Annotated in this window: 18 protein-coding genes; 13 read left to right on the forward strand and 5 right to left on the reverse strand. The window is 72.1% G+C overall.

What is annotated here, in order from left to right:
• Positions 1-51: 51 nt before the first annotated feature.
• Complete coding sequence (locus GSY65_RS14325) at positions 52-1,665, forward strand: hypothetical protein (protein WP_443043224.1); 1,614 nt, start codon at positions 52-54, stop codon at positions 1,663-1,665.
• 46 nt (positions 1,666-1,711) lie between these two features.
• On the opposite strand, the gene GSY65_RS14330 is transcribed toward GSY65_RS14325, so the two are convergent.
• The gene (locus GSY65_RS14330; protein ID WP_055516810.1) at positions 1,712-2,125 is read right to left on the reverse strand and encodes an organic hydroperoxide resistance protein; all 414 of its coding nucleotides are present in this window, start codon (positions 2,123-2,125) and stop codon (positions 1,712-1,714) included.
• Between the two features lie 129 nt (positions 2,126-2,254).
• Between GSY65_RS14330 and GSY65_RS14335 the strand changes: the two genes are divergently transcribed.
• The 8 genes from GSY65_RS14335 (at position 2,255) to GSY65_RS14370 (ending at position 10,645) form a co-directional block, all read left to right on the forward strand.
• Positions 2,255-2,746: a MarR family winged helix-turn-helix transcriptional regulator gene (locus tag GSY65_RS14335; protein ID WP_159768103.1), complete on the forward strand. Its 492-nt coding sequence runs from the start codon at positions 2,255-2,257 to the stop codon at positions 2,744-2,746.
• 482 nt (positions 2,747-3,228) lie between these two features.
• Entirely contained in the window at positions 3,229-4,821 is a 1,593-nt protein-coding gene (locus tag GSY65_RS14340; protein ID WP_159768106.1) for a glycosyltransferase family 2 protein, read from the forward strand.
• Positions 4,822-4,915: 94 nt separating this feature from the next.
• Positions 4,916-5,887 (forward strand): UDP-glucose 4-epimerase GalE, encoded by a 972-nt coding sequence (galE, locus tag GSY65_RS14345; protein WP_159768109.1) that lies wholly within the window; start codon positions 4,916-4,918, stop codon positions 5,885-5,887.
• Between the two features lie 202 nt (positions 5,888-6,089).
• A complete protein-coding gene (locus GSY65_RS14350) occupies positions 6,090-6,524 on the forward strand; it encodes a DUF6507 family protein (protein ID WP_159768112.1) in 435 nt (144 codons plus the stop codon).
• Positions 6,521-8,929 carry a hypothetical protein gene (locus GSY65_RS14355; RefSeq protein ID WP_159768115.1) on the forward strand — a complete coding sequence of 803 codons (2,409 nt, stop codon included), beginning with the start codon at positions 6,521-6,523 and terminating at the stop codon, positions 8,927-8,929. The genes GSY65_RS14350 and GSY65_RS14355 overlap by 4 nt, the downstream gene beginning before the upstream one ends.
• Positions 8,930-8,938: 9 nt before the next feature.
• A complete protein-coding gene (locus GSY65_RS14360; protein ID WP_201452537.1) occupies positions 8,939-9,580 on the forward strand; it encodes a hypothetical protein in 642 nt (213 codons plus the stop codon).
• A gap of 10 nt (positions 9,581-9,590) precedes the next feature.
• Entirely contained in the window at positions 9,591-10,076 is a 486-nt protein-coding gene (locus GSY65_RS14365) for a pentapeptide repeat-containing protein (protein ID WP_159768118.1), read from the forward strand.
• A 161-nt stretch (positions 10,077-10,237) separates the two neighbouring features.
• A complete protein-coding gene (locus GSY65_RS14370) occupies positions 10,238-10,645 on the forward strand; it encodes a cytidine deaminase (protein WP_159768121.1) in 408 nt (135 codons plus the stop codon).
• An 83-nt stretch (positions 10,646-10,728) separates the two neighbouring features.
• On the opposite strand, the gene GSY65_RS14375 is transcribed toward GSY65_RS14370, so the two are convergent.
• A complete protein-coding gene (locus GSY65_RS14375) occupies positions 10,729-11,367 on the reverse strand; it encodes a TetR/AcrR family transcriptional regulator (protein WP_236579787.1) in 639 nt (212 codons plus the stop codon).
• 221 nt (positions 11,368-11,588) lie between these two features.
• Here GSY65_RS14375 and GSY65_RS14380 point away from each other — a divergent pair, with 221 nt between their 5' ends.
• Positions 11,589-12,530, forward strand: coding sequence for an ABC transporter permease (locus GSY65_RS14380; protein WP_159768127.1), 942 nt, complete (start codon positions 11,589-11,591; stop codon positions 12,528-12,530).
• Positions 12,531-12,663: 133 nt separating this feature from the next.
• Complete coding sequence (locus GSY65_RS14385; protein ID WP_159775948.1) at positions 12,664-13,401, forward strand: ABC transporter ATP-binding protein; 738 nt, start codon at positions 12,664-12,666, stop codon at positions 13,399-13,401.
• Positions 13,402-13,467: 66 nt separating this feature from the next.
• On the opposite strand, the gene GSY65_RS14390 is transcribed toward GSY65_RS14385, so the two are convergent.
• On the reverse strand, positions 13,468-14,574 hold the full coding sequence (locus GSY65_RS14390) for a glycosyltransferase (protein ID WP_236579788.1): 1,107 nt from the start codon (positions 14,572-14,574) through the stop codon (positions 13,468-13,470).
• Positions 14,571-17,471 (reverse strand): bifunctional glycosyltransferase/CDP-glycerol:glycerophosphate glycerophosphotransferase, encoded by a 2,901-nt coding sequence (locus GSY65_RS14395; protein ID WP_159768130.1) that lies wholly within the window; start codon positions 17,469-17,471, stop codon positions 14,571-14,573. Before GSY65_RS14395 ends, GSY65_RS14390 begins: the two co-directional genes overlap by 4 nt.
• A 154-nt stretch (positions 17,472-17,625) precedes the next feature.
• Here GSY65_RS14395 and GSY65_RS14400 point away from each other — a divergent pair, with 154 nt between their 5' ends.
• Together GSY65_RS14400 and GSY65_RS14405 are read left to right on the forward strand one after the other, a co-directional pair.
• The gene (locus GSY65_RS14400; protein ID WP_201452538.1) at positions 17,626-18,672 is read left to right on the forward strand and encodes a serine/threonine-protein kinase; all 1,047 of its coding nucleotides are present in this window, start codon (positions 17,626-17,628) and stop codon (positions 18,670-18,672) included.
• A 94-nt stretch (positions 18,673-18,766) separates the two neighbouring features.
• Positions 18,767-20,701, forward strand: a complete 1,935-nt coding sequence (locus GSY65_RS14405; protein ID WP_328707493.1) for a serine/threonine-protein kinase — start codon at positions 18,767-18,769, stop codon at positions 20,699-20,701.
• A gap of 83 nt (positions 20,702-20,784) precedes the next feature.
• On the opposite strand, the gene GSY65_RS14410 is transcribed toward GSY65_RS14405, so the two are convergent.
• The gene (locus GSY65_RS14410) at positions 20,785-25,761 is read right to left on the reverse strand and encodes an NAD-glutamate dehydrogenase (RefSeq protein ID WP_159768133.1); all 4,977 of its coding nucleotides are present in this window, start codon (positions 25,759-25,761) and stop codon (positions 20,785-20,787) included.
• Positions 25,762-26,650: the final 889 nt, after the last annotated feature.

Consider the following 26,650-nt stretch of genomic DNA (forward strand, 5'->3'; position numbering starts at 1 on the left):
ATGGGGTGATGGCCGGCTAAGCGGACGACGCGATCCGGGAAGGGACGGCAGGTGCCCTACAGCGGATCTGGTTCCGTCTCCCCGGACGGCGGCGCCCGCGCCCGGCGCCGCCCGCGTGGCGCGCTCGGCGCCACCGCGCTCCGCGGCGGCCGTACCTGGCTGACCCGACGGCCGAGCCCGTACGTCGTGCTGGGCGGCCTGTTCTGGGTGGTGCTGACCCTGGCGTACTGGCGGGTGTCGCCGTGCTGCGACAGCGGCCGGTACGCGGCGGTGATCGAACGCCTGCGCTGGGACCTGTGGCACCCGGCCCATCCGACGGCGGACCTGCCGGGCGCGGGCAGCCCGGCCTACTCCCCGTACGCGGTCGTCCAGGGTGTCGCCGCCCGGCTGACCGGCCTGAGCGGCTGGGCGCTGGTGGAACTGGCCGGGCCGCTGAACCTGCTGGTGCTGCTGACCGGGGTCGGCCGGTTCGTCCGGGTGCTGACGCCCCGGCCGTGGGCGCCGGTTCTCGCGCTGCTGTTCATGACCCTGCTGTGGGGCACCGAGCGGATCGTGTGGAGCGGCCACCTCGGGCTGATGTCGATGACGACGAACCTCGGCCATCCGTCGACGTTCACGATCGGTCTGACGTTCTGGGCGTGGGCGTGGACGGGGGCACGCGCGCGGGGCGGCGGTCTGTCGCGGGGCGTGCGGTACGTCGGCCCGAGCGGCCTGGGGAGCGCCTGGGCGTACGCGGGGCTGGGCGCGCTGTACGGGCTGATCGTGCTGACGCACCAGGTCACGGCCGTGGCCGCGGCGGCCGGGGCGGTCGCCCTGGTGGGGGCGTGGCAGCGTGGCTGGTGGGGGCCGGTGGTGGGGCGCTGGGCGCTGACCGGCGCGGTCGCCCTGGCGGTCGCGGTGGCGTGGCCGTACCACGGCGTCCCGGCGCCGGCCGGGGGCGCGGGCGGGGACGGCACGCACCGGCTGCTGTACACGGGCATGGGCGGGCATCTGTGGCTGGCGCTGCTGGGGCTGCCGGCGCTGTGGGCGCGGGCTCGCAGGTCGCCGCGGGATCCGCTGGTGCTGATGTTCGGGGCGCAGTGCCTGGTGGTGGCGTACGGCTGGGTCGGCGGTCACTACGCGTACGGCGGGGTCCTGGGGCTCGCCGCGGTGCCCGCGCAGGTCGCACTGGCCGTGGAGCTGGCGGCGCCCCGGCCGTGGGGGCGGGGGCGGCGGGTGCTGGGCGCCGTGGCCGCGGCGGGTGTCTGCGTGGGGTTCCTGACCGTGCAGGCGGGGGCGGTCGTGCCCCGGTCGCTGGACCCGGTCGGCTTCGAGCAGCCGCCGCGCCCGCCGGCGTACGCCTGGGCGGCGCGGCATGTGGGCGCGGGCGAGGTGCTGCTCACCGACGGGTACGTCGCGGAGCGGGCGCTCCCCGGGTACGGGGTGAACATGGCGGCGCCCCCCTGGCCCGATCCGGCGCTGGACGAGGCGGCGCGCAGGCGGCGGTACGCGGACGTCGGGGCGTATCTGGACCCGGCGGCGACGCGCGCGGAGCGTACGGAGATCGCCCGGCGGTACGGGGTGCGGTGGCTGCTGCTCACCCGGTGGCGCGCGGTGCCGGAGGAAGCGGTGGTCGTGGACTGGAATCCGCGGTCCGGGGAGGTGCTGGCGCGGATCGCTCCGTAGGGGTGGTGCGGAGCGATCCGCGGGCGACGGTCCGCGCGGAAGCGGGTTACTCGATGACGAGCTCGACCGGGATGTTGTTGCGGGTGGCGTTGGAGTAGGGGCAGACCTGGTGGGCCTGCTCGACGAGCTTGCGGCCGGTGGCCTCGTCGACGCTGTCGGGCAGCTCGACGCGGAGGGTGGCCTTGAGGGCGAAGCCCTCGCCCTGCTTGCCTATGCCGACCTCGGCGGTCACGGCGGCCTCGCTGACGTCGACCTTGGCGGCGCGGCCGACCAGGCCGAGGGCGCTGGCGAAGCAGGCGGCGTAGCCCGCGGCGAACAGCTGCTCCGGGTTGGTGCCCTGGCCGTTGCCGCCCAGCTCCACCGGGAGGGCGAGGTCGAGGTCGAGCTTGCCGTCGTTGGTGACGGCGCGGCCCTCGCGGCCGTGGGTGGCGGTGGCGACAGCGGTGTAGAGCGCGTCCATGGGAAACCCATCCCTTTCACGGTTCACGTCACGTCCGGCGGTCCGTCCGACCGCCGTTCACGGCCATAAGTAGAGCACACAATTCAATTGGGCACAACTAAATGGCGGGCGGCGCGGTACTCTGGGGGCATGAGCAGCGCCATCCCATCGCCCGAGGGGGTCTCCGAGGAGGAGTTCCTCCGCCTGGACCGGCAGATCTGTTTCTCCCTGCACGCCGCCTCGCGCGCCTTCAACGGCGTCTACCGGGTGGTCCTCAAGGACCTGGGCATCACCTATCCGCAGTACCTGGTGATGCTGGTGCTGTGGGAGCAGGGCGAGCTGCCCGTCAAGAAGCTCGGCGAGCACCTGCGACTCGACTCCGGGACCCTGTCGCCGCTGCTGAAACGCCTGGAGGCGGCCGGTCTCGTCCGCCGGGAGCGCAGCGCGCGCGACGAGCGGTCCGTCGAGGTGCGGCTCACCGAGGAGGGCACCGCCCTGCGGGAGCGCGCCCTGGCCGTGCCACGCCGGATCGTCTCCGCGACCTCGTTCGACGTCGACGAGATCCGCGACCTGCGCGACCGCCTGGACCGCCTCACGGCCGCCCTGGACGAGGCGGCGCTCCAGGACCCCGCACCCCGCTGACGCACCCTCGGCCGACGCACCCGGCCACCGTCCCCCGCGGCCACCACCTCCGGCACCCCTGCCTCCGGAGCTCCCCCTGCCGCCGGGACCGCTGCTGCCGGGCCCAGCGACTCCGGACCCACTACCGCCGAAACCGTCATATCACCCATTGGTCGGATGGTCGGACTTGATCCGTCTTGACGGCTCTGAACGGCGTATCGCCGCATTCCCGCCTTTCGCGCGCCTTACGATCCGGCCGATGAGATCTCTCCTTGCCGGCCGGCCCACCCCTGCCCCGACGCCGTACTCGCGCAGCACCGCCTCGGCCCGCCCCTCTCCCCCGGAGCCGGGCCCCTTCTGACCTCGCCCGGCGCGGCGACGATCCGGCGGAATCCCACCGCCGAACGGAACCCGGACTCCGCGCGGGCCATCTTCCCCCCGGGGCCACGAAGTCCCACTTAAGGGAAAATTGCACACAGACCTCTCATAGGTTCGGGGCAACCATGCTTCTTCAGCAGGCGCAGGTCACCGTCGTCGTCATCGGGTACGACGACGCCGCTCACGTGGCGGACGCGGTGCGCTCGGCGCTCGCCCAGGGTCCCGCCGTCCACGAGGTGATCGCGGTCGACGACTGTTCGACGGACGGCAGCGGCGACCTGCTGGAGGACCTGGCCGCCGCCGAACCCCGCCTGAGGGTCGTCCGGCGCCGGGCCAACAGCGGCGGCTGCGGCACCCCGCGCAACGACGGCCTGGACGCCGCGACCACCCCGTACGTGATGTTCCTGGACAGCGACGACGTCCTGCCGCCCGGCGCCGTGACCGCGCTGCTGGACGCGGCAGAGGAGGACGACGCGCCGGTGGCGGCCGGGCTGTGCGTACGCAGGGAGCTGCCCTCGGGACGCGAGACGCCCTGGCAGCCCGAGGTGTACGCCCGGCGCGCGCTGGTCCCCCATCCGGCCCGGCGCGAGCGCCTCGTCCACGACACACTCTGCGTCAACAAGCTCTACCGGACCGCTTTCCTGCGCGACCACGGCATCCGCTTCCCCGAAGGACGCTTCCCGTACGAGGACTTCGTGTTCGTCGCGCGCGTGCTGGCCGCCGGGCCGCGCGTCGCGCTCGTCCCCGATCCCGTGTACGTGTGGCAGGTCCGCCGTTCGGCGGCCCGGCTCTCGCTCTCCCTCGACCGCGCCGACATCGCCAACTGGCAGGCCCGCATCGAGGCCGACCGGCTGTCGTACGACATCCTCCTCGGCGCGGGCGAGAAGCGTCTGGCGCGGGCCACCCGGACGCGCTTCCTCGACCACTCGCTGCGCATGTACGCGCGCGAGCTGGACCTGCGCGGCGCGCACTACCGGCGCGCATGGTGGGACCTCACCCGCGCGTACCTGAACTGCTTCGACGAGGGCGACTTCACGCCGGCGCCCGCGCCGGGCCGGGTCGTCGCCCGGGTGATCCTCGCCGCCGAGGAACCGCGCGACCTGGGACGCCTGAAGGAGATGGCGGCCCGTCCGGCCCGGCTCAACCCGCCCTACGCGCGCGGGGCCGACGGCACGCCCGTCTGGTCGGCGGACCTGCCGCAGGTCGAGCTGGAGCACCTCCTCGTCCGGCCCGTGCACCTGCTGCCGGCCGCCGTCGACGCGGAACTGCGGCCCCGCGCGCGGGGCACCGTCCTCCGGCTGCGCCTGCACGAGCTGTACGGGCGGATGGCGGACGCGGGCCCGGAGACGGTGGAGGTGGAGTTCACCGAGCGCGACGACGGCCGTGTGGGCTTCGCGGGCACGGTGCCCCTCACCGCCCGCCCCGGGTCCGAGCACTGGACGGCCGAGGTCCCGCTGGACCTCGCCGCGCTGGGCAGCGGCACCTGGGACCTGCGGCTGAGGCTGCGCTTCCGGGACGGCAGCCGGCGCGAGACCACCGCCCACGCGGTCGCGGGCGCCGGGCTGCTGTGCCGGCGTGCGCTCCCGAGCACCCGGCACGGAGTGCTCCTGGTGCAGCCGTACGCGACCCACGCGGGGGCGCTCGCGCTACGGCTCGCGCCCGGCTGGCGCGGTCTGACCGAGGTGGTGCGCCGTCGCCTCCGACGCCTGCTTCACTGAATGACCGACCTGGTCGCACCCGCGCCCGTCACCCGACGCGCGCGGCCCACCCCCGGCAGGACCCGCGGGTCCATCGACGAGAGGACAGTCGTCCATGACCTGGCTGATCACCGGTGGCGCCGGCTACATCGGAGCCCACGTGGCGCGCGCGATGCTCGACGCGGGCGAGGGCGCCGTCGTCTACGACGACCTGTCCACGGGGATCGCCGAACGGGTGCCGCGGGACGTGCCGCTGGAGGTGGGCTCGACCCTCGACGGGGAGCGTCTGGCGCGGGTGATCCGCGGCCACGGCGTCACCGGCGTCGTCCACCTCGCGGCGAAGAAGCAGGTCGGCGAGTCCGTCGAACAGCCCCTGCGCTACTACCGGGAGAACGTCGAGGGACTGCGCACCCTGCTCGGAGCCGTCACGGACGCCGGTGTCCCGTCGTTCGTGTTCTCGTCCTCGGCGGCCGTGTACGGCATGCCCGACGTGGTCCTGGTCACGGAGGACACGCCGTGCGCGCCGATGAGCCCGTACGGCGAGACGAAGCTGGCCGGGGAGTGGCTGGTGCGGGCCACCGGCCGGGCGACGGGACTGTCGACGGCGTCGCTGCGCTACTTCAACGTCGCGGGGGCGGCGGCGCCCGCCCTGGCCGACACCGGCGTGTTCAACCTCGTCCCCATGGTGTTCGAGAAGCTCACCGAGGGGTCCGCGCCGCGGGTCTTCGGCGCCGACTACCCCACCCCCGACGGCACCTGCGTCCGCGACTACATCCACGTCGTCGACCTCGCCGAGGCCCATGTGGCCACCGCCCGCCGGCTGCGGGAGGCCCCCGGCACCGACCTCACCCTCAACATCGGCCGCGGCGAGGGCGTCTCGGTACGGGAGATGATCGACCGGATCACCGCCCACACCGGCCACACCCTGTCGCCGGTCGTCGTGGACCGGCGCCCCGGCGACCCGGCCCGCGTCGTCGCCTCGGCGGACCGAGCCGCCACCGAACTCGGCTGGAAGGCCCGGCACGGCGTCGACGAGATGATCGCCTCCGCGTGGGAGGGCTGGATGCACCACCACCCTGCCCGGTGAAGGGCCGCGCGGACAGCCCCGACCGGGCCGGCCCGTGAGTCACCTCACCGCTTCGGCGTTGCGTCCGTAACCACCCCTTTGGTACCAACGATTGACGTGCGCGTCCGTGCGACGGCCGTGAAGTCCCGCCCCACGGCGGGAACCGAACGGTGCCGGTTGCGCGTGTGTACTGAGGGAAGCGAACGTTACGGGGGTAACGACGATGCCGGCTTGGGATATCGATCCGGTCAACGTGCAGAGCACACTGAACTCGACCGGTGAGGCGGCGGGCGATCTGGAGAAGGCCGCCAACTCACTGGTGACGAACATGGCGAGCGCGGCCGAGTCGGCCGGAACGGCCGTGCCCGGCGGGCAGTTCAGCGGCCCCATGATCGGACCGGTCGCCGCCGGCACCCCGCGCGTGCCGGTCGGCCCGGTGGCGGCGGCGCTGAGCAAGTACCTGGAGGAACGGCAGAACAAGCTGGCGTTCATGGCGCAGCGGACCATCGACTCCGTGCAGGGCGCCGCCAAGGCCACCAACGCGTACGTCACCGGCGACCTGGACATGGCCGCCCAGCACCAGGCCAACGCCCTCAAGGCGACGGTGGTGCCCCCGCCGCCCGGCGTCGGCGGTGACGGCGGGCGGGGGCCGAAGTGAGCGACGACATCCCCGTCATCCCGGAGGAGGTCCCCGAGTTCACCGGCGATCTGGAGCTGCTGGACCAGCACATCAGCGGCATCCGGTCGGCCGGGACCTCGCTGAAGGACTCGGGCTCGGCGATCGACACCCGCTTCGGCGGCCTGTCGGCGTACTACAAGGCGCCGGAGGCCGACCAGTTGTTCGCGACGACGGCGCCGGTCGCGGCGAAGGGCGAGGAGTTCTCCACCGAGTTGGGGACCGTGGCCTCCGCCCTCGACGCCTACGCGGCGGCGGTCGGCCCCCTCAAGCAGAAGTTCGAGCAGCTCCGCCAGGACGCCATCGCCTTCCGCGGGAAGATCGCGGACGATGACGAGTGGCGTGCCGACGGGGATCTCGTCGAGGAGAACAACAACCGCCGGTCGGACATCAACGCCGCCTACGCCGCGTTCCAGGCGGCCGAGCGCGACTGCTACAACAAGATCGTCGCGCTGGTGGGCGGTGAGCCGCTGATCGTCAACGACGGCTCGAACAAAGAGAACATGTACGGCTACCGGGGCGAGGACCTCGACCACGCCGGCGGACTGCCCTGGGGCGACCCGGTGGAGGAGTCCAACCCCTGGTACTACATCCACGAACACGTCTGGGACTTCGCCGTCGGCTTCGTCGTCGACGGCGTCTGGGGCACCATCAAGGGCCTGGGCACCCTCGTCGGCTTCAACGGCTGGGACGCGGCAGGCCAGGCATGGACCGGCCTGGGCAAACTCCTGACCGGCATCGCGATCACCGCGACACCGCTGGGCGCGGCGTACTGGCTCACCCCGGCGGACAAGCTGCCCTCCTGGCTGCGTGACTCCCGCACCGCCGTCGTGGAGACCGGCAAGGCGCTGATCGCCTACGACGAGTGGGGCAAGAACCCCTCCCGCGCCGCCGGGGCGGTCACCTTCAACGTCGTCACCACCATCTTCACCGGCGGAGCCGGCGGCGCGGTCTCCGGAGCCGGCAAGGCCGGCGCCATCGCCAAGGCCATCTCCTTCGCCGGCAAGGCCGGCAGGATCGTCGACCCGATGACGTACATCACCAAGGGCGTCGGCGCGACCGCCGTGAAGATCAGCGACGTCATGGCGAGCCTGCGCGGCATCACCGACGGCACCCACATCCGCCTCGGCGAGGGCACCTACCGCATCGCCGACACCCCGAACCTCACCGACGACCTCCCCGCGGGCCTGACCCCCGACAACAGCGTCCGCATGGAAACCCCCCAGGGCGAGATCGTCTACCTCGACACCGAAACCCTGGTCATGCACAACGCCGACGGCACCGTCCGCGAATCCCTCGACGGCATCCGCCACGAGGCGACGGCGGCGGAGCGGGGCGCCGACGTCCACCAGCAGCAGCCCGACCTGGTGGGCGCGGGCGCGAGGACGAGCGACGGTGCGGGGGCCGTGGGGCGGGTCGGGGACGACCTCGGCGGCACGGGCCGCCTGGGCGACGGCCTCGGCGGCACCGGACGTGTCGGGGACGACGGACTGCCGGGCGGTCGCGCGGACGACCTGCCGGGTGACCGTACCGACCACCAGCCCGGCGGACACACCGACGACCCGGGCCTCGGGCCGTCCGGGAACCATGAGACGCCGGGCGGCGGCTACTCGGACACCCCGCACGGAGGTCACGGTGACGGTCCCGGCGGCGGTCACGGCGACGGACCCGGCGGCGGTCACGGCGACGGACCGGGTGGAGGCGACGGGCCTGGCGGCGGAAATGGCCCCGGCGATGGAGACCGGCCCGATTTCAGTGAGGGCGACGCGACGCCCTCTCCGCCCACGGGTGGAATGACCCCCGGGCAGGAAGCCGCGGTAGTGGACCAGCTCGGCAAAGCGAAGATGCAGGTGCACGACCAGCAGCGCCTGCTCGTCCAGCTGCGCAAGAGCGACTACGGGTCCGGGATCGCCGAGCACATCGCCCGCGGCCACCTGGCAGAGCTGCCCGGCTACGGCGATCTGCTCTCCCAGTGCAAGCAGGGAGACATGACACCGGCCGTGTACATGGCCATGGAACACGCGACCGAGCTGCAGGCGCGCGGGCACAAGAACCTGGCACTGGAGCTGAAGGACCCGGACGTCAAGCTGGACCTGGACGTGTTGATCAAGTCCGGGGACCGGATCGAGTACGGCGTCCAGCTCAAGGACGTCCAATCGGTGTCGGGCATCAACTCCGCGGCCAAGAAGATCGCCGCCAAGCAGCTCGCCGGACCGATCGCGGGCCAGAAGGTGGCGATCCTGGACATCCACGATCTGAAGGCCAACGTCACGGATGACATCCTGAGGCGCGTCGAGGGGCATGCGAGGCGCAGCAACGCCACTTTCGAGTTGCGGTTCGAGGACGGCTCCATCACCCTCCCCGCCAACGGTCCGGTCTACCCATAAGGAACACTCATGTCGTCTCTGCTGCGCGCTCCGCGGGAGTGCGCGTCCTGGAGCTGGGAGCTCGATGACTACGCGCCGCCCGGTCTGGAGTCCGCGCTGTCGGTGGCAGCCCGGATGTCCGGTGTCCTGCGCGAGCACGGTCTGCTGGTCCCCGGCGGCCTCGAATGGCACTGGTACGTGTACGGCACCGGTGGCATCGGCGTGACGACGCAGCTGGCTCTCCAGGGCCCGCTCGACGACTCGGAGCTGCCCGGGCGTCTGCTGTCGACGCGTCCCGCCGGCTTCCCCGACGCCCAGATCGCCGACCTCCTGGTCTCGGGCTACGGCACCTGGATCGACGCGGCGGGCGCGGAACGGCGCGAGCACCGTCTGGTCGAGCTGTCCGTCTCCCCCGACCCGCTTGGGCTCTCCGCCGAAGTGGCCGTCCACCACGACATCTGGGGCCACTTCGACTTCCGTGGCTTCCCGCACCCGGACATCGAGAAGCACAACGCCCCGCGTCTGGCGGCGGCCCTCCAGTCCCTCGACATACTGCTGGGTGTGGCGGCGGAGCCGGGTGAGCCCACCTACTTCGGCCGGGCCGAGGGCTACGGCGTCAGGACGCCCGACATCATCGACGGCCGCGGCCCGGACCTGACCGACCTGCTGTGATCGGCGTGCGGTGAGGGACCTCGCGGGGGCCCGGCTCATCGGCGCGGACCTGTACCGGGCAGATGCCCAGGACGCCGACTTCTCCGGGGCGGACCTGTCGCGCGCCTCGCTCGTCCGGGCCGTCTTGGACGGTGCCGTACTCCGTGGCGCGGTCCTCGACTGCGCGGACCTGGTGAAGGCGTCGCTGTGCGACGTGGACGCCTCCGGGGCCTCGTTCCGGGGCACCCGGTTCATGGGCGCGTCCCTGCTCGACGTGGACCTGCGTGGCGCCGACCTGTCGTACGCCGTGCTCCACGAGAACACCTTCAAGGTGACCCTGGATCACGCCACGAAGGTCGAGGGACTCTCCGGGACGGTCTTCGGCCCGGCCCGCCTGGTCGACGGGCAGGGCGACCGGGGCCGGGAGGTCGGAGGGGCGGAGCCGGAGCAATGGGTGCGCGCCCGGGACGGGGACATCCGCGTGCTGCCGCTGTCGGGCGGGCGACCGAGATCGTGACCACGCTCGGCGCACCACGTCCGCGTCGTGACGGACGAGCGTCAACAGCGGTGCCACGCCGAATCCACCGTCCCCCGGCAGCTGGATCCACCGGTGTTCTCCTGCCCGGGCCGGTTGTCGGGAGACGTTCGAGGGCGACCTGGCGAAGAGGGGGGAAGCCCGTGCAGACCGACGACATCGACCACGAGCTCATCGAGGCGGCGGCGCACATCGCCCGTACCCGTTGTCAGGGCGACAACCACACCATGGCCGCGGCGGCCCGCGCCCGGGACGGCCGGATCGTCACCGCGGTGAACGCGTACCACTTCACCGGCGGTCCCTGCGCCGAGCTGGTCCTCATCGGGGCGGCGGCCTCCCAGGGCGCCTACGAGCTGGAGACGATCGTCGCCGTCGGGGACCGGGACCGAGGGGTCGTGCCGCCGTGCGGCCGGTGCCGTCAGGTCCTGCTCGACTACTTCCCCACGCTCAAGGTCATCGTCGGCCGGGCCGACCGCCTCCGCGCCGTCCCCGTCAGCGCCCTGCTCCCCGAGAGCTACGTCTGGGCCGACCACCAGCTCGCCACCGAGTAGCCCCGGCGTTCCCCGAGCGGCCGCAGGCAGCGGAAGCCCGCGTACCGGCCCCGCCGCTCCCCGGCCCGGCAGACAGCCGCCGTCTACAGCGCCCGCAACGCCGCCGCCGTCGCCCGGGTCAGCCCCTCCAGGTACCCCTTCGGCAGCTTCGCCGTGCGCACCACCACCGACCGCCAGTACAGCGGGCCGGAGATCAGGTCCAGCGCGAGGTTCTCGTCGACGCCCTCGCGCACCTCGCCCCGCGCGACCGCCGCCGCGACGATGCCCGTGGCGACGCTCTGCTGCCCTTCGCTCAGCGCCTTCTGCATGGCCTCGGCGATGTCGGGGTTGCGGGCGGCCTCCGCCTGGAGGTCGGGGATGATCTGCCCGGCCACGGGGTGCCGCAGGGCGCGGGACGTGACCTCGTAGAGCAGCCGGAGGTCGCCCTCCAGGGACCCCGTGTCCGGCGTCGGCAGCCCCTGGACCGCCACCGCCGACACGAGGTCGAGCACGAGGTGCAGCTTGGAGCGCCAGCGGCGGTACACCGCCGTCTTGCCGACGCCCGCACGCCGTGCGATCCCCTCGATGGACATCCGGGCGTAGCCGACGGCCGCCAGTTCCTCGAACACCGCCGCCCTGATCGCCTCCGTCACGTCCTCGCGGAGCACGGCCGCCCCGGCGGGCGCCCGGCGGCGCGGCCGGGGCGGCGGCTGGGCCGCGGAGGGGTCGGCGTTCGTCGTCATGCGGACCAGCATAGGGGCGTCACGACGGAACGGTTGCGTTCCGACGTCATATCGGATTACGCTCACGTCACGACGATACGGTCCCGTCCCGACGTAAGAGCCGGGCAGGGGACGTACCGGAACCGAGCGGTACCGAGAGAAGCAACGGCGGTACCGAGAGAAGCAGGAGCGGCACCCGCCCCGCCCCCGTCGCCCGCCCCCTCCCACCGAAAGCAGCGGATGTGAGCCAGGTCCTCGACACGCCGCCCCCGACCAGTACCACTGCACCGACCAGCACCGGCGCCCCGGCCCCCGCCGAGACCCCCGCGCAGCTCGCCGCGCGCCACGGCCTCACCGTCAGCGGGGCCCGCCCCACGCTGGGCGCGTACGTGCGGCAGCTGTGGGCGCGGCGGCACTTCATCACGGCCTTCGCCACGGCGAAGCTCACCGCGCAGTACAGCCAGGCGAAACTCGGCCAGGTCTGGCAGATCGCCAACCCGCTGCTGAACGCGGCCGTGTACTACTTCATCTTCGGCGTCCTGATGGGCACGAAGCACGGCGTCCCGGACTACGTGCCGTTCCTCGTGACCGGCGTGTTCGTGTGGACGTTCACCCAGAGCTCGATCATGGCGGGCACCCGGGCGATATCCGGCAGCATCGGCCTGGTCCGCGCCCTGCACTTCCCCCGGGCCTCGCTGCCCGTGTCGTACTGCCTCCAGCAGCTCCAGCAGTTGCTGTTCTCGATGGCCGCGCTGGCCGTGATCCTGCTGGCCTTCGGGGTGCCGGTCACCCTGTCCTGGCTGCTGATCGTGCCCGCCCTGGCCCTGCAGTTCGTGTTCAACGCCGGCGTCGCGATGGTCATGGCCCGCATCGGCGCCAAGACCCCCGACATCTCCCAGCTGATGCCGTTCGTGCTGCGCACGTGGATGTACGCGTCGGGCGTGATGTTCAGCATCGACCGGATGCTCGCCGACCGCGACCTGCCGTACGCCGTGCACCTGTTGCTGGAGTACAACCCGGCGGCTCTCTACATCGACCTCATGCGGTTCGCGCTCATCGACAGCTTCGAGGCAGGCCAACTCCCCCACCACGTCTGGGCGGTCGCCGCGGGCTGGGCGCTCCTCGCGGGCGTCGGCGGATTCATCTACTTCTGGAAGGCTGAGGAGACGTACGGCCGTGGCTGACACCGACATCCTCCCGGGCACGCGACGCAGCACACCGGACGCCACCGGCGCGCCCGCGCCCGCCCCCGAGCGCGAGCACGCTCCCGCCGTCGAGCACGAGCGCGTACCCACCGTCGTCGTCGACGGCGTCGACATCGTCTACCGGGTCAACGGCACCGGAGCCGGGCGCGGCAGCGCCACGGCCGCGCTGAACCGCATGCTCCGGCGGAGGAAGAGCGAGAAGGCGGCCGGAGTGCGCACGGTGCACGCCGTGCGGAACGTGTCCTTCACCGCGTACCGGGGCGAGGCCATCGGGCTCATCGGCACCAACGGGTCCGGGAAGTCGACGCTGCTCAAGGCGGTGGCGGGGCTGCTGCCGGTGGAGAACGGCCGGATCTACACCGACGGCCAGCCCTCCCTGCTCGGGGTGAACGCCGCGCTCATGAACGACCTCACCGGCGAGCGCAACGTGTACCTCGGCGGGCTCGCGATGGGAATGTCCCGCGAGCAGGTCCGTGAGCGGTACCAGGAGATCGTCGACTTCTCCGGCATCAACGAGAAGGGCGACTTCATCACGCTGCCGATGCGGACGTACTCCTCCGGAATGGCGGCGCGGCTCCGGTTCTCCATCGCCGCGGCCAAGGACCACGACGTGCTGCTGATCGACGAGGCGCTGGCGACGGGCGACCGATCGTTCCAGAAGCGGTCCGAGGCACGCATCCGTGAGCTGCGCAAGCACGCCGGCACCGTGTTCCTCGTCAGCCACAACAACAAGTCGATCCGGGACACCTGCGACCGGGTGCTGTGGCTGGAGCGCGGCGAGCTGCGGATGGACGGGCCGACGGACGAGGTGCTGAAGGAGTACGAGAAGTTCACCGGCGGCAAGAAGTAACCGCCTGACCGCCGCCCCTTCCGGCCCTGGCCCGCGACTGCCCGGGCCCCTCCGGTCCGCCCGCCGTCACCTCTCCAGGAACGCGAAGAGGTTCTCCCACCTGTCCACGATCTCGGCCGTCCCGTAACGCCGTACGTTCTCCCTCGCCCGGTCGCCCATGCGGTCCCGCAGTTCCCTGTCCGACATCAACAGGTCCAGCTTGCGGGCCAGTTCGGCGGTGTTGCCGGGGGGTGCCAGCAGGCCGTCCTCGCCGTCCGTGACGATCTCGTGGACGCCGGGCGCGCAGTCGAACGCGGCGCACGGGACGGCCATCGCCATCGCCTCCATGAGGGCGAGCGGGAAGCCCTCGCCCCGCGAGGAGAGCGCGAAGACGGAGGCCTCCCGGAGGGCGGCCGGGACGTCGGCGGTGCGGCCCATCCAGACCACCGAGCCGTCGAGGCCGAGGGCCGTGCACTGCTTGCGCAGCAGCTCCTCGTCCTCCCCGGAGCCGTAGATCCGCAGGGACCAGTCGGGGTGGGCGGGGGCGACCTCCGCCCAGGTGTCGAGGAGCATGTCGACACCCTTCTCGTCGCTCAGCCGGCCGATGCTGACGACGGCCCTCCCGGTGCGCGGCGAGGGCACGTCGGGCAGCCAGGGCACGGCGTTCGGCATGAACGAGGCGTTGTTGAGGCCCGCGCCGATCCACCGGTCGGCGTCCTCGCGGGTGAGGACGAGCATGCGGTCGACGTCCGCGTAGTACTTCAGGACGCGGCGGAAGCGGGAGCTGGCCCGCGCGGTCTCGTACGACTCGTGGCTCATGCCGATGACGGTCAGTCCACGGGTGTCGGCGAGCCGCACCCACTCCATCGCCCACACCTGCGTGACGACGACGACCGCGCCCGGGCGGGCGGCACCGAAGATCCGGGTCAGCCGGGCGGCCCGGTCCCGCATGCCCGCGTCCCGCGCCCGGCCGGGGGCGGGCGGCTGGCCGTCGTACAGCCTGGTCGTGGGGTAGGGCAGCGCGCCGAGGTCGTGCGGGTCCTCCGGTGTGGCGATGCCGATGACGTGGACGCGGTGGCCCCGCTCGGTGAACAGCCGGGCCATCTGGTGGGTCCAGCTGGTCACCCCGCCCAGTTCGTCGACGCTGTTGGCGACGAGGAAGATGTCCCGCCGCCCGTTACGCTGCCCGGTCACCTGTGCCTCCAGTCGGAGAAGAACTCGTCGACGATCCGCCGCGCGGCCGTGCCCTTGTCGTACTCGCCGAAGTCGGCCGTGAAGCGCTCCCGCGCGGCCGCGTACTTCACCGACTGCTCCTCCAGCGAGGAGCCCGCGAGGACCGCGTGCAGTTCGTCCTCCGTGCGGACCACCGGGCCCGGCGCCCGTTCCATCAGGTCGAAGTAGGTGCCCCGGCCCTCGTGCACGTACGCGTCGTAGTCGTAGGTGAAGAACAGCATCGGGCGGTCCAGGAGCGCGTAGTCGAACATCACCGACGAGTAGTCCGTGATGAGCGCGTCGGCGAGGGCGAGCAGGGGCGTCACGTCGTGGTGGGCGGACACGTCGAGGACGCGGCCCCGCACGGAGGGCGGGAGCACGACGTGGTTGAGGTAGTGGGCGCGCACGAGGAGGACGTACTGGTCGCCGAAGGTCTCCGCGAAGCGCTCCACGTCGAAGGGCAGCGCGAACCGCTTCTGCCCCGACTGACGGAACGTCGGCGCGTACAGCAGGACCTTCCTGTCCGCCGGGATGCCCAACTCGGCGGCCAGGAGAGGGCGTTCGGTGGCGCCTCGGGCCTGCACGAGCATGTCGTTGCGGGGGTAGCCCACCCGCAGCAGCGCCTTCTCGCGGAGGCGGAACGCCTTGGCGAGGGTGCGCACGTCGTGCTCGGAGCGGATCAGGAAGCGGTCGAAGCGGTCCAGGGTGCGCTGCTGCTCCGCCTGCGCGGCACGGGACTTGAGCTTCCAGCTCGGCTCGTCGAAGCCCATGCGTTTGAGGGCGGAGCCGTGCCAGGTCTGGAGGTACGTCGTGCCGGGCCGCTTGGTCAGCTTCAGCGGGTAGCTCTGGTTGTCGATCCAGAACTCGGCGCGGGCCAGCGCCCTGAGGTAGGGCAGGGACCAGCGGCGCACGAGGGTCGCGTCGGAGGGGAAGCCGTCCGGGCGTCCCGCGTACGACCACACCGCCTCGAAGTCGAGGCCCTGGCGACGCATCTCCTCGTAGATCGCCCGGGGGCTGTCGCTGTACTGCCGGCCGAGGTGGCTCTCGAAGACCACCAGGCGACGGCGCACGGGCAGCCGCAGGAACGCCTCGTGGTAGAGGCGGACCTTCGTGTCCCCGGACGTGGCCTTCTTGCGCCAGGCCTTGGCCTTGCGGTAGCCGGTCTTGGCCAGCCGTCCGGGGGTGCCGCGCAGACCGCGGACGACGAGGTCGTTGGCCTTCTTGTCCGGGACGAGCCGGAAGGCGAGGTGGCCGCGGGCGGAGACGTGCGGCTCGACGCGGTCGGCGACCAGCCGGGTCAGACGGGGGCGGACCGGCAGCTCCCCGGTCGCGAGGCCCGGTTCGGCGGCGGTCAGCCGCGTCGACGTCCGCTCGCCGTCGACGTCGAGATGGAGGCGGACGTCCCACACGGCGTCCACGATGCCGAGCGGCCTGAGGACCTTCTCGATGTCGGCGGTGGCCTCCCACGTCACGTACGGGCCCTCGTGCCGTACGACGGCCACCGGCACCCGGAAGGTCCGGAAGCGGACGCCGGGGCGGCGGGCGTAGAACTCCAGCTCGGCGGTGAGCGGGGCACCGGGCGGGACGACCCCGAGGGGGTTGGTGACGCGGCCGGCGAGCCGGACGACTCCGCCGCGCCCCGGCCGGGAGTACTCGGTCAGCTCGTTGCGCAGGAACATCCTCCCGACCGGCCGTGCGTGGTAGCCGAGTTCGGTGACGTCGAGAATCCGCCGCGCGAAGGGGTCCTCCTCGATGTGCTCGGCGCACCAGTAGATCCGCCCGTCGCGCTCGGTCATCGGGGCGGACACCTTGTCGCGGTTGGTGAGGGTGTCCACGGCGGGCAGCAGGTTGTCCCAGTCGCGCTCGCGCAGCAGATAGGCGCAGATCGCGTGGATGGGCTCGACCTCGTCGTACGCGGCCGGGTCGATCGACGCCAGATAGGCGTTGGCCAGCGCGGCGAACTCCTGCCGGTAGGCGGCGTCGCGGAACGGCAGGTCGCGCAGGTGCAGCACCAGGTCGTGCTTGAGGAACTTGACGTCCTTGGCGAACTTCAGCTCCGGCAGCCCCCGGTCGGCGAGGAGCCGGTCGACGCGGCGGTGGATCTCCATGCGGTGCGCGAAGTTGGCGATCTCGGCCCGCCGGTTGCTGATCGACTCGGCCCCGGGCCGCTCGACGACGTTCCAGTCGTAGACCCGGTTGGGGATGAGCGTGATCCGGCGTGCGGCCGCGTACGCCTGGGCGGAGAAGAACAGGTCCTCGTAGTGGATGCCGACGGGGAACTCCAGGCCGCCCTCGACCAGGAAGTCACGCCGGTAGCACTTGTTGGTCGACAGGGTGTCGTAGACCAGCAGGTCGGGCAGCTCGGAGACGGATTCGAGCGTCCGTGTGCGGGAGTACAGCCACGGATACCACTTGACCTCCTTGCGCGCACGGGTGTCCACGTGGACACGGACGCAGAGCCCGGAGACGAGGTCGGCGCCGGTCGTCTCGGCCGCCTCCAGCATGTTCCGGCAGGCGTTGCGCTCCAGCACGTCGTCGCTGTCGAGGAACAGGACGTACGCGCCGCGGGCCCGCCGGACGCCCTCGTTGCGGGGCGCGCCGCAGCCGCCGCTGTTCTCGGGCAGCCGGTAGGCCCGTACGCGGTCGGGGTGGAGGGCGGCGAGCCGGGCGGCCACCTCGTACGAGCCGTCCGAGCTGTGGTCGTCGACGATCACGACCTCGACGCTCCGCAGCGTCTGCTCCAGGACCGACCGGACGGCCGTGGGCAGCCTGGCCTCGTCGTTGTAGACGATGACGACGACGGACACGGCCGGCCCGGCGGGTACGGCAGGCCCGGCTGTCGCTGATTGCGGCTGCTGCTCCACGTTCACCCCAAACATCACGTTTGCTCCCTCTATAAGGCATCACGCCGTTGAGGTCCACTCCGGTAGAGGCCGTGGGAGGTGCCCGGGTTGCGTCGGGGGCGGGGTGGGGCCGCGTCCCCCGCGATACCCTCCGAGGGGACGTGGGAGCGGGAGCAGAGGGGGCCGGTCGATGCGCGGGGTGGTGCCTGGGCCGCTGCGGACGGACGATCCTCGGGAGATCTCCGGGTACCCGCTGTCCGCGCGGATCGGCGAGGGCGGCATGGGCACCGTGTACCTCTCCCGCAGCCGGGGCGGCCAGCCCGTCGCGCTGAAGTTGGTCCGTCCGGAGTACGCCGACAGCCCGGCCTTCCGGGAACGCTTCGCCCGCGAGGTGGCCGCCGGCCGCCGGGTCTCCGGCTACCACCTGGTGCCGATCGTCGACCACGACGCGGGAGCGCGGCGCCCCTGGCTGGCCACGCGCTACGTCCCGGGCGTCCCGCTCGGCGAGGCCCTGGAGACCCACGGCCCGCTGCCCGTGCCGACGGTGCTGCAGCTGCTGGCCTGCGCCGCCCACGCGCTGGACGCCGTGCACACCGCCGGGATCATCCACCGCGACATCAAGCCCGCCAACCTGCTGCTGGCCACCGACGGGCCCTGGCTGCTCGACTTCGGCATCGCACGGGCCGCGGGCGCCGCCACGCTCACCACCGCCGGCCGCCTCGTCGGCACCCCGCGCTACATGTCGCCCGAGCACGCGCTGGGCCGCCGGGTCACCTCCGCGTCGGACGTGTTCGCCCTCGGTCTCGTCGCCGCGGTCGCCGCCACCGGACGCCACCCGTACGGCCGGGGCAACCCGCTCGCCATCGCCACGCGCATCGCCGCGACCGACGTCGACCCGCCCGCCCTCGACGGCATCGACCGGCCCCTGCTCGATGTCGTCCGCCGCTGCCTGACCGCCGACCCCGTGGCCCGCCCGTCGGCCGCCGACGTCGCCGCGCACTGCGCGGGAGCGGCCCGCAGGGACGTCCGCGACTTCACCGGCTGGCTCCCGGCGGCGTTCGCGACGTCGGTGGCCATCATCGAGACGGCGTTCCACACCCTGTCGCTCGCCGAGGCCCCGACGGCGCCGGTCCCCCCGCGAACGGCGGAGGCCCCGACGGTCCGCGGGCTCCCGGCGACGGCGCCGATCACGGTGCGGGACGAGGAGTGGCGGCGCCGGGTGCGGCGCGAACCATAGGGCCTCCCGCGGCACTTCGTACCGGTACCCCCACGGAACCGTAACGCCGACTCCCGGTGTCATAAGTGCCGTATAAGCTTCGGAACCGCTTCAAGTGCCCGCACGGGCACAGGAGTTCGGCACCGTACCGGGGGAGGCTCCCATTACCACCAGCACTGGCGACATCCTGAGCCCTCTGGGACCGCAGGATCCACGAGAGACCGCCGGCTACCACCTGCAGGCCCGCATCGGCGAGGGCGGCATGGGCACGGTCTATCTGTCGCACACCCGCGGCGGTCAGCCGGTCGCCCTGAAGGTCATCCGCCGGGAGTACGGTCAGGACGCGGACTTCCGCCGCCGCTTCGAGCAGGAGGTCCAGGCCGCCCGCCGCGTCCAGGGTTACCACATCGTCCCGGTCGTCGACCACGACACCACCGGTGAACTGCCCTGGCTGGCCTCCGCGTTCATCGCCGGCATCCCCCTGCACGACGCCCTGGTCGCGTTCGGGCCGCTGCCCCTGCCGGCCGTCTTCCAGCTGGTCGGCTGCGCGGCCCGCGCCCTGACGTCGATCCACGCGGCCGGCGTCATCCACCGCGACCTCAAGCCCAGCAACATCCTGCTGGGCACCCAGGGCCCGTACGTCATCGACTTCGGTATCGCGCGTGCCGCCGACGCCACCCAGCTGACCCAGTCGGGCGGCCTGATCGGCACCCCGCAGTACATGTCGCCGGAGCACGCGCTCGGTGAGCAGGTCACCCCGGCGACCGACGTGTTCTCCCTCGGGCTGATCGCGGCGGTCGCCGCCACCGGACGCCACCCGTACGGCGACGGCGGCGCCATCACGATCGCCGCGCAGATCGCCAACACCGCCCAGCGTCCGCCGCAACTGGCGGGCTACGACGAGCAGTTGCGCCCCCTGCTGGAGCGCTGCCTGACCGCCGACCCGGCCGAGCGCATCGGTACGGAGGAACTGGCCGCGCTCTGCCAGGAGTTGGCGGGCCGCGGCCTCAGCGACTTCAACGGGTGGCTGCCGGAGCCGCTCACCGCCGAGATCGCCCGGCGCGAGCAGTCCGCGCAGACCCCGCCGCCGCCGACGGCGCCCCAGATGCCCGCGGCACCCCCGACGGCGCCCCCGACCACGGCGCCGGGCGCGGCCCCGACGCCCCCGCCGCACGACCCGGCGGCGGGCACCACCCAGGGTGTACCGCAGGCGGCTCCCCTGCCCGGCTTCGGGCCCGCCGCCCAGGGCCCCGCCCCGGGCTACGGCTACCCGCCGCCCGCCGCCCAGACGTACAACCTCACCCCGCAGGCCCCCGCCCCCGCGCCGACGCCGCCCGGGAAGAGCCGCCGGGGCCTGAAGGCCGGCCTCATCGCGCTCGTCCTCGTCCTGGCGGTCGGCTCGGGCGCGGCGGCCGCCGTGTACCTGATGGGCGAGAAGGGCGACGACAAGGGTTCCAGCAGCGCGGCGAGCGGCGACAAGGCCAAGAACGAGGAGAAGGACAAGCCGAGCCCGACACCGACCGAGTCGGAGACAGGGACAGGGACGGGCACGGACGACGGTCAGGGAGACACCACCGGCGGCACCGGCACCGTCCCCACGGGCTCCGCTCCGCCCGCCGAGGGCGCCAAGTACACCAAGATCGTCGACCGGGTGCCGATCACGGTCCGGGGCCCGGACTCCGGGCTGGACAGCACGTACGTGGACCTCGACCAGCCGCTGGTGGACCCCACCAGCTCCCAGATGGACTACGAGGACGCGGAACTGCGCGTCGACGGCTCGGCGGTGTCCTTCGGCACCTCCATGGGCGAGGCGAGCGGCTCCACGGACAAGGAGTGCCGTGCGGGGGCGGACCAGAACCCGTACACGGACAGCCTGTCCGCCGAGTCCATCAACCGGGACGAGCAGATCGCCAAGGGCGACTACCTCTGCACGATCACGAGCGACGGCAACCTCGCCCTGTGGGAGATCAGCGAGGTGAAGTCGCCGCAGGACCAGGACTACATGCCCGACATCCGCGGCACCGTCACGGTCTGGAAGATCACCACCTGACGGGTCCGGCAGAAGAGGGGGGCGCCCCCGGGTTCCGACGAACCCGGGGGCGCCCCCCTTCTGTCGTGCCCCTCGCGTGTGCGCTACGAGTGGCTGCGCAGCAGGGTGCGCATCGTGCGCATGGCCACCGACAGGTTGGCCAGGTCGAACGCGTCGGAACCCTGGATCTCCTCCAGCGTCGTCCGGGCGCGGCTGAGGATCGGCGCGTTCTTCTGCTCCCACACCTTGAACCGCTGCTCCGGCGTGGACGAGCCGTTGCCGGCGGACAGCACGTCGGCGGTGAGGGCGGCGTGCGCCGCGTACAGGTCCTCGCGGATCGCCGCTCGGGCCATGGACTGCCAGCGGTCGGCGCGCGGCAGCTCGATGATGCGGTCCATGAGCTGGGTGATGCGCAGCCGGTCGGCGAGGTCGTAGTACACCTCGGCGACCTCCATCGGCGTCCGGCCGACCCGGTCGGCGACGGCGACGATGTCGAGCGTCGGGAACGCCGAGGAGAAGCCCGCCACGCGGGTGGCCAGTTCCTCGGGGACGCCTGCGCCGGCCAGTTCGTCGTAGATCTGCTGGTACCACTCCAGGTCCGCGCCGCGCAGCAGCTTGGGCAGCTCTCCCCAGACGAGGTCCACGCCGTCCTTGAAGAAGGCGATGGTCTCGCTCAGTTGCAACGGCTGCGGCCGGTTGTTGAGCAGCCAGCGCGTACCGCGCTCGACGAGGCGGCGGGAGTGCAGCCGGATCCGGGTCTGGACGTCGGCGTCGACCTTGTTGTCCAGGCCCTCGACGGCGTCCCACACCGCACCCGACCCGAAGATCGCGCGGGACGCGGTCTGCGCCCGGACGATCTCCTCCAGTGAGGCCCCGGTCTCCTCCCGCAGCCGGTGCAGGAAGCTCGTACCGCCCGTGTTGACCGTGTCGTTGACGAGCAGGGTGGTGACGATCTCCCGGCTCAGCGGGTGGCTGTCGATGTGCTCGGAGAACTGCTGGCGCAGCGCGGTCGGGAAGTACGCGTGCAGCAGGGAGCGCAGGTAGGGGTCGTCCGGCAGCGAGGTGTGCAGCAGCTCCTCGGCGACGGTGATCTTCGTGTACGCGAGGAGGACGGCCGTCTCGGGGCCGGTGAGGCCGTGCCCGGTGTTCAGCCGCTCACGGATCTGCCGGTCGCTCGGCAGGAACTCCAGCGCCCGGTCGAGGTGGCCCTCCCTGACCAGGTGGCGCATGAAGCGCTGCTGGGCGTGGAGCATGTCCTTGGACTGGGCGAGGGCGTTGGCGATGGCCGTGTTCTGCGCGTAGTTGTTGCGCAGGACCAGCCGGCCGACCTCGTCGGTCATCTCCGCGAGCAGCTTGTTGCGCTGCTTGACGGTCATGTCGCCCTCGGTGACCAGGCCGTTGAGCAGGATCTTGATGTTCACCTCGTGGTCGGAGGTGTCCACGCCCGCGCTGTTGTCGATGGCGTCGGTGTTGACCCGTCCGCCGTTCTGCGCGAACTCGATCCGGCCCAGCTGGGTCAGGCCGAGGTTGCCGCCCTCGCCGACGACCTGGACGCGCAGGTCGCCGCCGTCGACGCGGATGGCGTCGTTGGCCTTGTCGCCGACGTCGGCGTGGGACTCGGCGCTCGACTTGACGTACGTGCCGATGCCGCCGTTCCACAGCAGGTCGACCGGCGCCTTGAGGATCGCCTTCATCAGGTCGGCCGGGGTCATCTTGGAGATCTTCTCCTCGATGCCCAGGGCGTCCCGGATGTGGCCGTTGATCGGGATGGCCTTGGCGGTGCGCGGGAAGACGCCGCCGCCGGTGGAGATCAGGTCGGCGTCGTAGTCCTCCCAGCTGGAGCGCGGGAGTTCGAAGATCCGCCGCCGCTCGGCGTACGAGGTCGCCGCGTCGGGGGTGGGGTCGATGAAGATGTGCCGGTGGTCGAAGGCGGCGACGAGCCGGATGTGCTCGCTGAGCAGCATGCCGTTGCCGAACACGTCACCGGACATGTCGCCGATGCCGACGACCGTGAAGTCCTCGCTCTGGGTGTCGACGCCCAGCTCCCGGAAGTGCCGTTTGACGGACTCCCAGGCGCCGCGGGCGGTGATGCCCATGCCCTTGTGGTCGTAGCCGGCGCTGCCGCCGGAGGCGAAGGCGTCCCCGAGCCAGAAGTTGTACGACTCGGCGACCTCGTTGGCGATGTCGGAGAAGGTCGCGGTGCCCTTGTCGGCGGCGACGACGAGATAGGTGTCGTCCTCGTCGTGCCGGACGACGTCGGCGGGCGGGACGACCTCCCCGGCGACCATGTTGTCGGTGATGTCGAGCAGCGCGGAGATGAAGGTCCGGTAGCTGCGGATGCCCTCGGCCAGCCAGGCGTCGCGGTCCACCGACGGGTCGGGCAGCTGCTTGGCGACGAAGCCGCCCTTGGCGCCGACGGGCACGATCACGGTGTTCTTGACCATCTGCGCCTTGACCAGGCCGAGGATCTCCGTGCGGAAGTCCTCACGCCGGTCGGACCAGCGCAGACCACCGCGGGCGACCTTCCCGAACCGCAGGTGCACGCCCTCGACACGCGGCGAGTACACCCAGATCTCGAACGCCGGGCGCGGCGCCGGCAGGTCGGGGATGGCCTGCGGGTCGAACTTCATGGAGACGTAGTCGTGCGGCTTGCCGCCGGCCGCCTCCTGGAAGAAGTTGGTGCGCAGCGTCGCCTTGATGACGGTGAGGAAGGACCGCAGGATGCGGTCCTCGTCGAGGGAGGCCACCTGGTCGAGCGCGGCGTCGACCTCTTCGAGGAGCGCGTCGACGATCTCGCGTCCGGCGCGCTGCCGGTCCGGCGACATCCGCGCCTCGAACAGCGACACCAGCAACCGGGTGGTGTGGACGTTGTTGCGGAGGGTGTCCTCCATGTAGTCCTGGCTGAAGGTGGACCCGGCCTGCCGCAGGTACTTGGCGTACGCCCGCAGCACCATGGCCTGCCGCCAGGTGAGGCCGGCGCTCAGCACCAGCGCGTTGAACCCGTCGTTCTCGGCCTGCCCGGTCCAGGTGGCGGCGAACGCCTCCTGCACCCGTTCGCGGGCGTCACCGCCGAGGAAGTCGCCGGCCGCCGACCGGGGCATGCGCAGGCCGAAGTCGTAGATCCACGCGGTCGAACGGTCCTCGCAGCGCAGCTCGTAGGGCCGCTCGTCGATGACCTCGACACCGAGCCGGTTGAGGACGGGCAGCACCGCGGAGAGCGAGACCGAGCCGCCCCTGCGGTAGATCTTGAACCGCCGTTCGTCGGGCGCGGCGCCCACGGGCTCGTACAGGCTGAGCGCGAAGTCCTCCTCCTCGTCGAGCTGTTCGATGTTGACGAGGTCGGCGACGGCGGAGCGGGGGCTGTGGTCGGCCTTGTAGCCCTCGGGGAACGCGTTGTTGTAGCGGCGCAGCAGCTCGGCGGCGCGCTCCTCGCCCAGTTCGGCGTTGAGCGCCTCTCCGAAGCCGTCGGCCCAGGAGCGGGCGGCCTCCACCAGGCGGGCCTCGACGCGCTCCTTGTCGGCGTCGGTCAGCTGGGGCAGTTCGGTGCCCTGCGGGACGCGGACCACGAAGTGCAGCCGGGAGAGGATCGACTCGGTGTTCCAGGCGGTGAAGTCGACGCTGGTCCCGCCGAGTTCCTCCTTGAGGATGTCGATGATCCGCAGCCGCACGCCGGTGGTGTACCGGTCGCGCGGCAGGTAGACGAGGGCGGAGTAGTAGCGTCCGTACTCGTCCTGCCGCAGGTAGAGCCGCAGGCGCCGGCGTTCCTGGAGGTAGAGCACGGAGGTGACGATGGACCGCAGCTCGTCGGCGGGCGTCTGGAACAGCTCGTCGCGCGGGTAGGTCTCCAGGATCTGGAGCAGGTCGCGTCCGTCGTGGCTGTTGGGCGAGAACCCGGCGCCCCTGAGGACCTCGTCGACCTTGCGCCGGATGACGGGGACGCGGCGGACGGACTCGGTGTAGGCGGCCGAGGAGAACAGGCCGAGGAAGCGCCGCTCACCGACGACGTTCCCCTCGCTGTCGAACTTCTTCACGCCCACGTAGTCGAGGTAGGACGGCCGGTGGACGGTGGCGCGGCTGTTGGCCTTGGTGAGGATGAGGAGGTTGTGCTCGCGGGCCTTGGCGCGGGCGTCGGCGGGCAGCCGCTCGAAGGAGGAGCTGACGGGGTGGTCGTCGGGCCCGGCGTGGTGCGGGTCGGCCCGCAGGATGCCGAGTCCGGTCCCGGCCACGGCGGCGAGGGTGTCGTCGGGACGCAGTTCGTACTCGCGGAACCCGAGGAAGGTGAAGTGGTCGTCGGCGAGCCAGCGCAGCAGCTCGCGGGCCTCCTCCACCTCCTGGTCGCGCAGGTCGCCGGCGGTGGGTTCGGCGGGCAGTCCGTCGGCGATCCGCAGCGCCGCGTCCCGCATCTTCTCCCAGTCCTCGACGGCCTCCCGCACGTCGGACAGCACGCGCAGCAGGTCGTTGGTGATCTGCTTGAGGTCGGCCCGGTCGGTCTCGCGGTCGATCTCGACGTGGATCCAGGACTCGATGTGCGCGTCGTGCGGAAGCGTCTCGCCGGCGGCCACGGCCGCCGCGGCGGCGGCGACGGCGGACGGCTCGCTGACCAGCTCGACGAGCTTGCCGGTCACGTCGCGCCGGACGACGACCTGCGGGTGGATGACGACGTGGATACCGCGTCCCTGTCGTGACAGCTCGTTCGTCACGGAGTCGACGAGGAAGGGCATGTCGTCGGTGACGACCTCGACGACGGAGTGGCTGCAGGTCCAGCCGTTCTCCTCCACGGTCGGGGTGTGCACCCGCACGTTGGCCGTGCCCTGGGGGCGGTTCTCGGCCAGTCGGTAGTGGGAGTAGGCGGCTCCGAAGACGTCGACCGGGTCACGGCCGCTCAGGTCCTCCGGGGCGGTGTGCAGGTAGTAGCGCTGGAGGAACGCGAGCACCGTGTCGTGGTCCGGGGTGTCCGGTGCACCCGCGGCACTCTCGCTCGTCGTCCCAGTCGGTAGGTGCCCCCCGACCGGGCTGTTCTCAGCTACCCGGGCAGCCCTCTCGAGCAACTCGGCCTTGGCTTCGTCCAGCTTGGTCTGCATTGTCCTCTGGCTCCTGTCGCGCGCCGTTGCGTGACGTAGAAGGAAGTACTGCCTCGTCCCCTCCGCCGCGACGGCACAACACGGGGTGTCCGGTCTGCTTCGACGCTATGCCGCGGGGTGAGATGAGCGGGAGGTAATCGGCCATTCTGGCCGCCGAACAGGGGTGTGACGCTGCTCTCGGCGTCCACCAGGTGGCGTCGTTCGGCGTCTTCGGGGTGCTCAGGACCCCCACCCGCCCGCAAGGACCAGCGACCGCCGCCCGGTCACGGTTGTCGTCCGTGTTCACCGGGCGCGGGGCAGGGACGGCGACGTCCCCGCGAACTATCGCGCTGATCACGCCACCAAGGCTATCGCTCCTTACAGGGCCCCCGTCATGAGCCGTATGTGTACAAAACCGGGGCCAGAACTTTGACATTCCGCACAGAGACAACCACCCGACCTCCACACTCACGCCGCCCACCAGAGCATACTCCCGCTCAACTGTGCCGCCTGGACAGGGCACGAACGGGGCTTTTCGCTTGCGGGACGCATCGGGGGCACAGGGGCAGCACCGGGGGTCGTGCCCGGGGCCGGGGCACGGGCGGGGGCATGGCCGGTGGCACGGGCGGAGTCATGGCCGGTGGCACGGGCGGGGGGCATGGCAGGTGGCACGGGCGGAGTCATGGCCGGTGTTAAGGGCGCGCGGCCTGTGCTCCGTGCCCGGCCCGCGGCCTGGGCCTCCTCAGGGCCGGGCGCACGCGGGTGACCAGAATGCGCCAGGGGGCGGGCCGTGGCGAGAATCGGAGGGTGGGGTGCCGCCAAGCAGGTGGCGAAAAGCCCGACCGCCGCACCGCCGCACCGCCGCACCGCCGCACCGCCAAGCCGGTCGCCCGCTGGGCGGCCGACGTGC

Origin of the sequence: Streptomyces sp. HM190, assembly GCF_009857135.1 — a bacterium.
GTDB lineage: Bacteria > Actinomycetota > Actinomycetes > Streptomycetales > Streptomycetaceae > Streptomyces > Streptomyces heilongjiangensis.

Coding starts and splice junctions, on each gene's coding strand:
- GSY65_RS14395 (WP_159768130.1), bottom strand. CDS start 17,471: ATGTTTGGGGTGAACGTGGAGCAGCAGCCGCAATCAGCGACAGCCGGG.
- GSY65_RS14350 (WP_159768112.1), top strand. CDS start 6,090: ATGCCGGCTTGGGATATCGATCCGGTCAACGTGCAGAGCACACTGAAC.
- GSY65_RS14375 (WP_236579787.1), bottom strand. CDS start 11,367: ATGACGACGAACGCCGACCCCTCCGCGGCCCAGCCGCCGCCCCGGCCG.
- GSY65_RS14335 (WP_159768103.1), top strand. CDS start 2,255: ATGAGCAGCGCCATCCCATCGCCCGAGGGGGTCTCCGAGGAGGAGTTC.
- galE (WP_159768109.1), top strand. CDS start 4,916: ATGACCTGGCTGATCACCGGTGGCGCCGGCTACATCGGAGCCCACGTG.
- GSY65_RS14340 (WP_159768106.1), top strand. CDS start 3,229: ATGCTTCTTCAGCAGGCGCAGGTCACCGTCGTCGTCATCGGGTACGAC.
- GSY65_RS14330 (WP_055516810.1), bottom strand. CDS start 2,125: ATGGACGCGCTCTACACCGCTGTCGCCACCGCCACCCACGGCCGCGAG.
- GSY65_RS14410 (WP_159768133.1), bottom strand. CDS start 25,761: ATGCAGACCAAGCTGGACGAAGCCAAGGCCGAGTTGCTCGAGAGGGCT.
- GSY65_RS14360 (WP_201452537.1), top strand. CDS start 8,939: ATGTCGTCTCTGCTGCGCGCTCCGCGGGAGTGCGCGTCCTGGAGCTGG.
- GSY65_RS14400 (WP_201452538.1), top strand. CDS start 17,626: ATGCGCGGGGTGGTGCCTGGGCCGCTGCGGACGGACGATCCTCGGGAG.